Raw genomic sequence first — 11,537 nt, 5'->3', positions numbered from 1 at the left:
CATCGCGCCCGAGCCGCCGAAGTAGCGGTACAGCGGCAGGCCGGCTTCCTCGGCGGCTGCCTTGGCCACGGCCATCGACACCGCCAGCATGGCGTTCGCGCCCAGGCGGCTCTTGTTCTCGGTGCCGTCCAGGTCGATCAGGGTGCGGTCCAGGAAAGCCTGTTCATTGGCGTCCAGGCCCATGATGGCTTCGGGGATCTCGGTGTTGATATTCTCGCAGGCCTGCAGTACGCCCTTGCCGAAGTAGCGCTTCGGATCGCCGTCGCGCAGTTCGATCGCTTCGCGCGAGCCGGTCGAGGCGCCCGAGGGCACGGCGGCGCGGCCCATCACGCCCGATTCCAGCAGCACGTCGCATTCGACGGTTGGATTGCCGCGCGAATCGATGATTTCGCGGCCGATAATATCAACAATAGCACTCATGTAAACAGTCTCCGGGAAGGTAGAAGAAATCGTGAGGGCGCGCGCCTTGCCGCAGGGCGCGCGCCGATGATGCTGTTACTTGAAGTCGGCTTCGACGAAGCCGGCTTTCTTGACGACGCGGTCGATCTCGACCAGCGTGGTGAGCAGGTCTTTCATGCGGGCCAGCGGCACGGCGTTCGGACCGTCCGACATCGCGTTGGCGGGGTCGGGGTGGGTTTCCATGAACAGGCCCGCGACGCCCGCCGCGACGGCGGCGCGCGCCAGCACCGGCACGTGTTCGCGCTGGCCGCCGGACGAGGTGCCCTGGCCGCCCGGCAGCTGCACCGAGTGGGTCGCGTCGAACACGATCGGGCAGTTCGACTCGCGCATGATGGCCAGCGAACGCATGTCCGAGACCAGGTTGTTGTAGCCGAACGAGACACCGCGCTCGCAGGCCATGAAGTTGTCTTCCGGCAGACCCGCTTCGCGCGCGGCGTTGCGTGCCTTGGCGATCACGTTCTTCATGTCGCCCGGGGCCAGGAACTGGCCCTTCTTGATGTTGACCGGCTTGCCCGAACGCGCGCAGGCGTTGATGAAGTCGGTCTGGCGGCACAGGAAGGCCGGGGTCTGCAGGACGTCGACGACGCTCGCCACCACCGGGATCTCTTCCTCGGTGTGCACGTCGGTCAGGACCGGCACGCCGATCTCGCGGCGCACGTCGGCCAGGATCTCCAGGCCCTTGTCCATGCCCGGACCGCGGAACGAAGTGCCCGAGGAACGGTTCGCCTTGTCGAACGAGGATTTATAGATGAACGGAATGCCCAGGCTCGCGGTGAGCTCCTTCAGGGCGCCGGCGGTATCCATCGCCATCTGGCGCGATTCGATCACGCAGGTGCCGGCGATCAGGAAGATCGGGTGCTCGAGGCCGACATCGAAACCAGCGAGTTTCATGCTGCATCTCCTTGCAATGCGGCCGTTGCGTTCAACGGCGCGTTGGCTGCCACGTTCGTGTTCGCGGACTGGTGCGCCAGGGCCGCCTTGATGAACGAGGTGAACAGCGGGTGACCGCTGCGCGGGGTCGACTTGAACTCGGGGTGGAACTGCACGCCCATGTACCACGGGTGCGCGTCGCGCGGGAGTTCCATGATCTCGCACAGGTCTTCGTTGGGGGTGCGCGCCGAGACGATCAGGCCGGCGGCTTCCACCTTCGGCAGGTAGAAGTTGTTGCCTTCGTAACGGTGGCGGTGGCGCTCGGTCACGACGTTGCCGTAGATCTCGGCAGCCAGGGTGCCCGGATTGACCGCGCAGGTCTGCGCGCCCAGGCGCATGGTGCCGCCCAGGTCGGAATTGGTGTCGCGTTTCTCGACCTTGCCGTCATGGTTCTGCCATTCGTTGATCAGGGCCACGACCGGCTGGTCGGTTTCCGGATCGAACTCGGTCGAGTTCGCGTTCGGCAGGCCGGCCACGTGGCGCGCGTATTCGATCAGCGCGACCTGCATGCCCAGGCAGATGCCGAGGTAAGGGATCTTGTTCTCGCGGGCGTAGCGCGCGGCCATGATCTTGCCTTCCACGCCGCGCTTGCCGAAGCCGCCCGGCACCAGGATGGCGTCGTACTTGGCCAGGTGCTCGCAGCCGCTGGCCTCGATCTCTTCCGAGTCGAGGTATTCGATGTTGACGCGGCTTTCGGTGTGGATGCCGGCGTGGCGCAGCGCTTCGGTCAGCGACTTGTACGATTCGATCAGGTCGACGTACTTGCCGACCATGCCGATGGTCACTTCGTGCTTCGGGTTTTCCAGCGTGTGGATCAGCTTGGTCCACATCGACAGGTCGGCCTTCGGCGCGTCGATGCCGAGCGCCTCGCAGATGATGTCGTCCAGGCCCTGGTCGTGCAGCACCTGCGGCACCTTGTAGATGGTGTCCACGTCCCACACCGAGATCACGGCCTGCTCTTCCACGTTGGCGAACAGCGAGATCTTGGCGCGCTCGTCGTCCGGGATGCGGCGGTCGGCGCGGCACAGCAGCGCGTTCGGCGAAATGCCGATCTCGCGCAGCTTCTGCACGCTGTGCTGGGTCGGCTTGGTCTTGAGTTCGCCGGCCGAGGCGATGTAGGGCACCAGGGTCAGGTGCACGAAGGCGGCGCCCTTGCGGCCCTGGCGCAGCGACAGCTGGCGCGCCGCTTCCAGGAACGGCAGCGACTCGATGTCGCCCACGGTGCCGCCGATCTCGACCAGCGCCACGTCCACGCCTTCGGCGCCGCGGCGGATGTAGTCCTGGATCTCGTTGGTGATGTGCGGGATCACCTGCACGGTCTTGCCGAGGTACTCGCCACGGCGTTCCTTGCGGATCACCGATTCATAGATCTGGCCGGTGGTGAAGTTGTTCACCTTCTTCATGCGGGTGCTGATGAAGCGCTCGTAGTGGCCCAGGTCGAGGTCGGTCTCGGCGCCATCGTCGGTGACGAACACTTCGCCGTGCTGGGTGGGGCTCATCGTGCCCGGGTCCACGTTGATGTACGGGTCGAGCTTGAGCATCGTGACTTTGAGGCCGCGGGACTCCAGGATCGCGGCGAGGGAAGCGGCCGCGATCCCCTTGCCCAGGGAAGACACGACGCCGCCAGTGACGAATACGAATTTGGTCATTGTGCAGATAGGTGCCGAACGGCACGCGCGGGAAATAGAAATTATACCTTAAACGCGCAAATACTTCTGTTAAACAAGCCAACTTCGATTGCAAACAGCCTTACCTGTCAGCAAAAAAGCACGGCCGAGCAGGACGCTGCGCAAGCACCATTCATGTATGATGAAACGGCCGGCGTCGTCCCTCTTCATACTTCCAGTCCAGTATAGACAGGCCAGACATGCAGACCATGCCCGTTGCGCCCGAGACCGACCTGACTGAGCCGCTTGCGGCCGCCACCGCGCCGGCGCGCACCGCCACCTTCACCGGCAGCGGCCGCGAGTATTTCCGCATCTGGGTCGTCAACCTGCTGCTGACCCTGGCCACCTGCGGCATCTATTCCGCCTGGGCCAAGGTGCGCCGGCTCCAGTATTTCGACCGCAACACGCAACTGGCCGGCGCCTGCTTCGATTTCCGCGGCGACCCGAAGGCCATCCTGCGCGGCCGCATCCTGGCGCTGGCGCTGCTGGGCGCCTACCATTACGCATTCGGCTTCTCGCTCGCCATCGGCATCGGCGTGCTGTCCTTCATCCTGCTGGCCCTGCCCTTCCTGCTGCGCGGCGCACTGCGCTTCCGGCTGGCCAACACCCAGTACCGCGGCCTGAACCTGGGCTTCGACGGCTCGGTGCCGCAAGCCTACCTCGGCTACCTGGGCCCGGTCGCCGTCTTCCTGCTGCCCGGTCTGCTGGTCGCCCTGTTTCCCGACCAGCCCGAGGTAGCCGCGCTGGCCGTGCTGCCCTACCTGGCCTGGCCGGCGCTGCACGCCTGGATGAAGGCCTACCAGCACCGCCACCTCCTGTTCGGCGACCGCAGGTCGGCCTACGCCGTCCCGGTCCGGCGCTTCTACCGGCTCTACCTGGGCGCGGGACTGGTCGGCATGGCCGGCTTCGTGTTCCTGAGCGTCCTGATCGGGACGCTCACCTGGCTCGCGCACGGCAGCGAGGGCGCCGCCAGCACCTATTTGCCGACCGTGCTGCTCGCGCTGACTGCCTACGCCATGTACCTGGTGGCCGGCCCCTTCATGCAGGTGCGCGTCGCCAACCTGGTCTGGTCGAACACGCGCTTTCCCGGGGTGCGCATCCGCTCGAGCCTGTCGGCGCGCGACTTCGTCCGGCTGCAGGCGGGGAATGCGCTGCTGACCGTGCTCACGCTCGGCCTGTACCGCCCCTTCGCGGTGGTGCGGGCCTACCGCTACCGGATCGCGCACACGTTTGTCGAGTTCGACGGCGGCGTCGAGGCGACGGCGGCGCGCATGACCCAGGGCCGCCGCAACGCGGCGGGCGACGGCGCGGCCGACGCCCTCGGCATCGACCTATCCTGGTGAGGCGCCGGTGGCAAGCGCACACTACTTCGACGGACGCAGCGCGCGGCTGCACGCGGTCGACCTGCAGCTGGCCGACGGCCAGCTGCTGCTGCGCGGCGCGGTCGAGAAGGCCTATCCGTTCGCGGCGGCGACCCTGGCGGAGCCCTTCGCCCATGCGCCCGCCGTGCTCCACTTCGACGACGGCGCGCGCTGCGAAGTGCCGGATCCGGCCGGCTTCGCCCCGCTGGCCGCCGCCCTCGGCTATCGCAAGCCGCGCGTGGTGCGCTGGCAGGAGCGCACCTTCGCCTCGCTCACCTGCCTGGCGCTCCTGGTACTGTTCCTCGCCGCCAGCTACTTCGTGGGCATCCCGGCGGCAACCGGCCTGATCGCCGACGCGCTGCCGCGCCAGGTCGACCAGTCGCTCGGGGCCGGCACCCTGGCGGCGCTCGAAAAGCAGCGCCTGCTGCTGCCCTCGCGCTTCAGCGACGAGCGGGTGGCCGACATCCAGGCCATCATGCGGCGCGTGTCGTCCTCCGACAGCGACCTGCCGCTGCGCCTGCTGGTGCGCAGCGCACCCCGGCTGGGTCCGAACGCGCTCGCCCTTCCCGACGGCACCGTGGTCGTCACCGACGAACTGGTGCGCGCCATCATCGACCGCAGGGAGGGTTTCGACGAGGCCGCCACTGCCCAGCTGTCCGGCGTGCTGGCGCATGAAATCGGCCACGTGCGCATGCGCCACAGTGTGCACTCACTGACGCGGACATCGCTGACGGCGGCGCTGTCGGCCTTCCTGTTCGGCGACTTCAGCGCGGTCGCCGCGGGTGCGCCCGCCCTGCTGCTGAACATGCATTACTCGCGCGACATGGAACTCGAAGCCGACGGCTATGCGATCGCCCGGCTGCGCGAACACGGGATGTCGCCGGGACACCTGGCCGATCTGTTCGAGGACCTGGACGCGGGCGAGGAAGCCCATGCCGGCTGGGCCGGGCGCGCCTCGGACTATATTTCCACCCACCCCGCCGGCGCCGAGCGCGCCGCGCGCCTGCGCGAGGCTGCAAAGGCCGAGTGAACCGGACCCGTGTCGCATAAACGCGACGTCATAACATGCCATGACACGCAAATACGGCCGATTCGCCCGAAAGACTTTTCGTAGTTATAACAAAAATTATTTTCCTGGCTACAAGAAGGTTGGTATCGTTCCGAAAAGCATTTTTTGCCCTATGGAAATGGATTATCATCCGAGGACGATTCTCTCTCCTCCTATGAATGATGGTCACTTTTAATAAACTTAACATCGGGACGCGGCTGACCGCCGGCTTCGCGCTGACCCTCCTGATGACCGTTCTCATCGCCGGCGCCGGCGCCTGGCGCCTCAATGACGTGGCCCAGGAAACCAGGGACATCCTGGCCCAGCCGCTCGCCAAGGAGCGCTACATCGCCGAGTGGTACACCCAGATCTTCGCCGCCGTGCGCCGCACCGCGGCCATCGTGAAGAGCAGCGACCCGTCGCTGGGCGCATTCTTCAAGGAAGACGCCGCCACCACTTCCGCGCTGTCGACCGAGATGGTCAAGAAGATCGAGCCGCTGCTCGAAGGCGAAGACGAACATGCCATCTTCAAGGCCAGCCAGGAACTGCGCAAGGCCTACAGCAACGCGCGCGACACCGCGATCAAGGCCCGCGCCGAAGGCAACGTGGAGCTGGCCGAGCAGATCCTGGTACAGACCTATACCCCGACCGCCAGGGCCTACCAGCTCAAGGTGCGCGAGCTGCTCGACCTGCAGCGCAAGCGCATCGACGACTCGGCCGCGACGATCCAGGCCACCGCCGAACGCAGCAACATGCTGATCGCCTCGCTGGCGGCGGCCGCCGTGCTGCTGGGCGCCGTGTTCTCGTGGCTGCTCACCCGCTCGATCACCCATCCGCTGCGCGACGCCGTGCGCGCCGCCGAGACCGTCGCCAGCGGCGACCTGACCAGCCGCATCGAAAGCTCGGCCAAGGATGAAACCGGCGCCCTGCTGCGCGCGCTGCGCCACATGAACGACAGCCTGGCGCAGATCGTCAGCGAAGTGCGCACCGGCACCCAGACCATGAGCGGCGCCTCCAGCGAACTCGCCGCCGGCAGCTTCGACCTGTCCAGCCGCACCGAGCAGCAGGCCGCCTCGCTCGAAGAAACGGCCGCCTCGATGGAAGAACTGACCGGCACCGTGCGCCAGAACGCCGACAATGCGCGCCAGGCCAACCAGCTGGCCATCACCGCCTCCAGCGTGGCCGCGCAGGCCGGCACCGCGGTCGAGCAGGTGATCGCCACCATGGGCTCGATCAACGAATCCTCGCGCAAGATCGTCGACATCATCGGCGTCATCGACGGCATCGCCTTCCAGACCAATATCCTGGCGCTGAACGCGGCCGTCGAAGCGGCGCGCGCCGGCGAACAGGGCCGCGGCTTCGCGGTCGTCGCCTCCGAAGTGCGCACCCTGGCGCAGCGCTCCGCCGCCGCCGCCAAGGAGATCAAGCAGCTGATCGGCGACTCGGTCGAGAAGGTCGACGCCGGCGCCAGGCTGGTCGACCATACCGGCGTGACGATGCAGGAAGTGGTCACCTCGATCCAGCGCGTGACCGACATCATGGCCGAGATCACCTCGGCCAGCCAGGAACAGATCCAGGGAATCGACCAGGTCAACCAGGCCATGGTCCAGATGGATGGCGCCACCCAGCAGAACGCCGCCCTGGTCGAGGAAGCGACCGCGGCCACCGCCGCGCTGCAGGACCAGGCCGCGCGCCTGGCCCAGGTGGTCGACGTGTTCAAGCTCGACGACCGCCATGCGGCGCCGCAGGCGATCGCAGCGGCCGCCCGTCCGGCCGCCCGCCCCGCCGCACGCACCCCGGCGCTGACGGCCGCGCCTGCGACGCGCCCGGCCGCCAGGGCGCCGGCCGCCGCAAGCAGCCGCACCCGCACCAGGCCGGCAGCCACCCCGACCACCGAAAGCGACTGGGAAGAGTTCTGATCGTCGCGCCGGGGCTGGACCAGCCCCGGCGAATCCTTCCGCGCCCGCCATCCGTGCGGGCGCTCGCGGTCCCCGCCGCGCACCGTTCTTCCTCCCTTACATTTTCTTGTTTGACAGGCCATCAGTCCGGCGGCATACTTACACGACATGTTAGCGCTATCAAATCATCACAATCAGTGCGCGGCATCGGCGGCCTTCAGGGTCGCCCCATCATGACAAACGGAGACAGACATGCCCAATCGCAGCGGTGCAGAACCGGCGGCGCCGGACACCCATGGCCCCAGCGTGGCAAGGCCTCACGTGGCAAGCGCCGCCGGCACGAACCGCCTCGGCTGGCGTGAAAAGCTCAGCTACGGCCTGGCCGACATGGGGTTCAATTTCTACTGGACCAATGTTGCCACCTTCCTGCTGATCTTCTACACCGACACCTTCGGCATCTCGGCCGCCGCCGCGGCGACCCTGATGACGGTCATCAAACTCATCAACGCCTTCACCGATCCCATGATCGGCGCGGCCGCCGACCGCACCTCGACCCGCTTCGGCAAGTTCCGTCCCTACCTGGTCTGGATGGCGGTCCCGCTGGCCGGCGCCGCCGTGCTGACCTACACCACGCCCGACCTGGAGGGCGACGCCAAGCTGGCCTGGGCCTACGGCACCTATCTCCTGATGATGGTCTGCTACACCTGCGTGAACATCCCCTACAACGCGCTGTCCGGCGTGATGTCGGCCGATCCGCAGGAACGCTCGACCATCAACGGGCTGCGCTTCATCTTCGCCTTCGCCGGCAGCACCCTGGTGACCGCCGCCACGCCCGCCATGGTGAGCTGGCTCGGCGCCGGCGACGACGGGCGCGGCTGGCAGCTGACCATGCTGGCCTGGGGCGCGGCCGCCTCGCTGATGTTCGTGGTGACCTTCCTGAACACGCGCGAGCGGGTCGCCCCGATGCCGGGCCAGCGCTCGGACGTGGGGCGCGACATCCGCGACCTGATGGCGAACCGGCCGTGGATGGTGCTGTTCGTGCTGGCCCTGGTGATCATGGTGACGATCACCCTGCGCACCGCGACCGCCGCCTACTACTTCAAGTACGTGGTCGGCCGCCCGGAACTGATGGCCAGCTTCGTGCCGACCTACATGGTGGCGGCCGCGATCGGCGCCGCCTGCACCCCGATCCTGACGCGCTTCGTCGACAAGAAGACCCTGATGATCGTCCTGATGAGCGCGACCGCCGTGCTGTCGAGCGCCTTCTACTTCATCCCGGTCGAACGGATCGACCTGATGTTCGTGCTGCAGGCGGGCATGGGCCTGGTGCTCGGCCCCAAGTCGCCGCTGGCGTTCTCGATGTACGCCGACACCGCCGACTACAACGAATGGCGCACCGGACGGCGCGCCACCGCCATGACCTTCGCCGCCGCGACCTTCTCGCAGAAGCTCGGCACCGCGGTCGCGGTGGCCGTGATCGGCTCGGTGTTCACCTCGCTCGGCTATGTGCCGAACGCCGCGCAAAGCACCGGCTCGCAGGCCGGCATCGTGTGGCTGATGTCCTTCGTGCCGGCCGCGTTCGCGCTGCTGGCCGTGCTGGTGATGTGTTTCTATAACCTCGACGGCAAACAGCTGTCCCGCATCGAGGCCGACCTGGCGGCGCGCAAGGCGTCCGCCTGAAGCCTGAAGTCTGACTATTTCGGAGAAGTGTTCATGCTCTACCCCACCGCCGACGGCGACCGCTACGAACTGACCTGCCCGACCGCCATGCCGCAAGCCGGCGGCTTCCTGTGGAACCGCAGGATGATGATCCAGGTGACCTGCCGCGGCTACGCCACCGCGCAATACATGCAGCCCGAGCCGGCCAAGTACTCGCATGCCCCGAACCTGGAGGCGAAGACCTTCATGCAGCCGGAGCAGGCCTATTACGCCCACCATCCGGGCCGCTTCGTCTACGTCAAGGACGAAGAGACCGGCGAGGTGTTCTCGGCGCCCTACGAGCCGGTGCGCGGCGGCGTCGACGGTTTCGTGTTCTCGGTCGGCCACAGCGACCTGCGCTGGACCGTGGAAAAACTCGGCATCCGCGTCGAGCTCACCCTGGGCCTGCCGACCGAGGACGTGGCCGAGCTGTGGACCGTGAAGGTGACCAATCTCTCTGACCGCGCGCGCCGCGTCAGCGTCTACCCCTACTTCACGGTCGGCTACATGTCGTGGATGAACCAGTCCGGCGAATACCGCCACGACCTGGGCGGGATCGTCGCCTCCGGCGTGACGCCCTACCAGAAGCTGCAGGACTGGTTCAAGAACCGCCTGTTCAAGGACCGCACCTACCTGCTGTGCGAGAACGCGCCGGATGCATGGGAAGTGAACCAGGCCGCGTTCGAGGGCGAAGGCGGCCTGCACGCGCCGTCCGCGCTGCGCGCCGGGCGCCTGGCCTGCGGCGACGCGCGCTATGAAACCCCGGTCGCGGTGATGCAGTACCGCCTGGCCCTGGAGCCGCAGGCGGCCAGCTGCCAGCGCTTCCTGTTCGGGCCCGCGTACGACGACGCCGAGATCGCCGCGATGCGCGCGCGCTACCTGAGCGCGGAAGGCTTCGCCGCCGCCGCGCGCGACTACGCCGCCTACATCGCCGAGGGCAGCGGCTGCGTGACGGTCGAGACGCCGGACAAGGAATTCGACAACTTCGTCAACCACTGGCTGGCGCGCCAGGTGTACTACCACGGGGACGTGAACCGCCTCAGCACCGATCCGCAGACCCGCAACTACCTGCAGGACAACATGGGGATGGCCTTCGTCAAGCCGGAGGTGGCGCGCGCCGCCTTCCTGCACGCGCTCGGCCAGCAGGAAGCCAGCGGCGCGATGCCGGACGGGATCCTGCTGTTCGAGGGCGCGGAACTCAAGTACATCAACCAGATTCCCCATACCGACCACTGCGTGTGGCTGCCGGTCTGCCTGCGCGCCTACCTCGACGAAACCGGCGACGGCGCCATCCTGGAGGAGCCGGTAACCGGCCACGACGGCGTCAGCAGGACGGCCTTCGAGCGCATCTCGATGGCGATGGACTGGCTGCTGCAGAAACGCGACTACCGCGGCCTGAGCTTCATCGAACAGGGCGACTGGTGCGATCCGATGAACATGGTGGGCTACAAGGGCCGCGGCGTGTCGGGCTGGCTGACGGTGGCCGCCGCCTACGCGCTGAACCTGTGGGCCGACGTGTGCGCAGAGCGGGGAGACGCGAAGCTCGAGCAGCACTTCCGCGCCGGCGCCGCCGACATGAACGGGGCCGCCAACACCCACCTGTGGGACGGCGCCTGGTTCGCGCGCGGGATCACCGACGACGACGTCAAGTTCGGGGTCGCCAGCGATCTCGAAGGCCGCATCTACCTGAATCCGCAGAGCTGGGCCTTCCTCAGCGGCGCCGCCAGCGACGCGCAGCGCGCGCTGATGCTGGCGCAGGTCGACGAGCAGCTGGCCACGCCCTACGGCGTGCAGATGTTCGCGCCGCCGTACAGCAGGATGCGCGAGGACGTGGGCCGGGTGACGCAGAAGCATCCCGGCTCGGCCGAGAACGGCGCGGTGTACAACCACGCTTCCGTGTTCTACATCTACAGCCTGTACACGATCGGCGAGCAGGAGCGCGCCTTCGACGCGCTGCGCAAGATGATCCCGGGACCGGACCTGGAAGACTACCTGCAGCGCGGCCAGATGCCGGTCTTCATCCCGAACTACTACCGTGGCGCGTACAAGGAATACCCGCGCACCGCCGGGCGCTCGAGCCAGCTGTTCAACACGGGCACCATCTCCTGGGTGTACCGCAGCGTGATCGAAGGCCTGTGCGGCCTGAAGGGCGATGCGCGCGGATTGACGGTCGCGCCGCAGCTGCCGGCCGGCTGGCCGGGCATGAAGATCGTGCGGCGCTTCCGCGGCGCCAGCTTCCAGGTCGAGGTCCGGCGCGGCGCGGTCGGCGAAGCCAGGGTCGTTTGCGACGGCAAGGTATTGCCGGCGGCGCGGATCGACGGCATCGAGGCCGGCCGCACCTACCGGCTCGAGGTGACGGTGCCGTAAGGCGCTGGCTCTGCAGTGCATGGCGCGATCGTGGCCTACGCTACGATCGCACCGTGCGCCCGGGCCCCCGGCCAGGTCACTCATGCAAGATGGATATTTAACGCAAAGC

Annotated in this window: 7 protein-coding genes and 1 pseudogene; 5 read left to right on the top strand and 3 right to left on the bottom strand. The window is 67.3% G+C overall.

The window, feature by feature from the left end; translation table 11 throughout:
* From eno to pyrG, 3 genes and pseudogenes are all read right to left on the bottom strand, one after another.
* A pseudogene (eno, locus tag H162_RS0107570) lies at positions 1–420 on the bottom strand (phosphopyruvate hydratase); the annotation flags it as partial.
* A gap of 75 nt (positions 421–495) precedes the next feature.
* The gene (gene kdsA, locus H162_RS0107565) at positions 496–1,350 is read right to left on the bottom strand and encodes a 3-deoxy-8-phosphooctulonate synthase (protein WP_020652854.1); all 855 of its coding nucleotides are present in this window, start codon (positions 1,348–1,350) and stop codon (positions 496–498) included.
* Complete coding sequence (gene pyrG / locus H162_RS0107560; RefSeq protein WP_020652853.1) at positions 1,347–3,038, bottom strand: CTP synthase; 1,692 nt, start codon at positions 3,036–3,038, stop codon at positions 1,347–1,349. Before pyrG ends, kdsA begins: the two co-directional genes overlap by 4 nt.
* 218 nt (positions 3,039–3,256) lie before the next feature.
* Between pyrG and H162_RS30365 the strand changes: the two genes are divergently transcribed.
* The 5 genes from H162_RS30365 to H162_RS0107535 all read left to right on the top strand — a co-directional run bounded on the left by H162_RS30365 (position 3,257) and on the right by H162_RS0107535 (position 11,428).
* Positions 3,257–4,399 carry a YjgN family protein gene (locus H162_RS30365; RefSeq protein WP_020652852.1) on the top strand — a complete coding sequence of 381 codons (1,143 nt, stop codon included), beginning with the start codon at positions 3,257–3,259 and terminating at the stop codon, positions 4,397–4,399.
* 7 nt (positions 4,400–4,406) lie between these two features.
* Entirely contained in the window at positions 4,407–5,447 is a 1,041-nt protein-coding gene (locus tag H162_RS0107550) for a M48 family metallopeptidase (protein WP_020652851.1), read from the top strand.
* 200 nt (positions 5,448–5,647) lie between these two features.
* Complete coding sequence (locus tag H162_RS0107545) at positions 5,648–7,384, top strand: methyl-accepting chemotaxis protein (protein WP_040786742.1); 1,737 nt, start codon at positions 5,648–5,650, stop codon at positions 7,382–7,384.
* A gap of 231 nt (positions 7,385–7,615) precedes the next feature.
* On the top strand, positions 7,616–9,043 hold the full coding sequence (locus H162_RS0107540) for an MFS transporter (RefSeq protein ID WP_084676958.1): 1,428 nt from the start codon (positions 7,616–7,618) through the stop codon (positions 9,041–9,043).
* Between the two features lie 33 nt (positions 9,044–9,076).
* A complete protein-coding gene (locus tag H162_RS0107535; RefSeq protein WP_020652848.1) occupies positions 9,077–11,428 on the top strand; it encodes a GH36-type glycosyl hydrolase domain-containing protein in 2,352 nt (783 codons plus the stop codon).
* The last annotated feature ends 109 nt before the right edge of the window (positions 11,429–11,537 follow it).

The sequence above is a fragment of the Massilia niastensis DSM 21313 genome (genome assembly GCF_000382345.1).
In the GTDB taxonomy this organism is placed as follows: Bacteria; Pseudomonadota; Gammaproteobacteria; order Burkholderiales; family Burkholderiaceae_D; genus Telluria; species Telluria niastensis.
The sequence above is the reverse complement of the archived record's forward strand: the minus strand, read 5'-3'. Positions and strand labels throughout refer to the sequence as shown.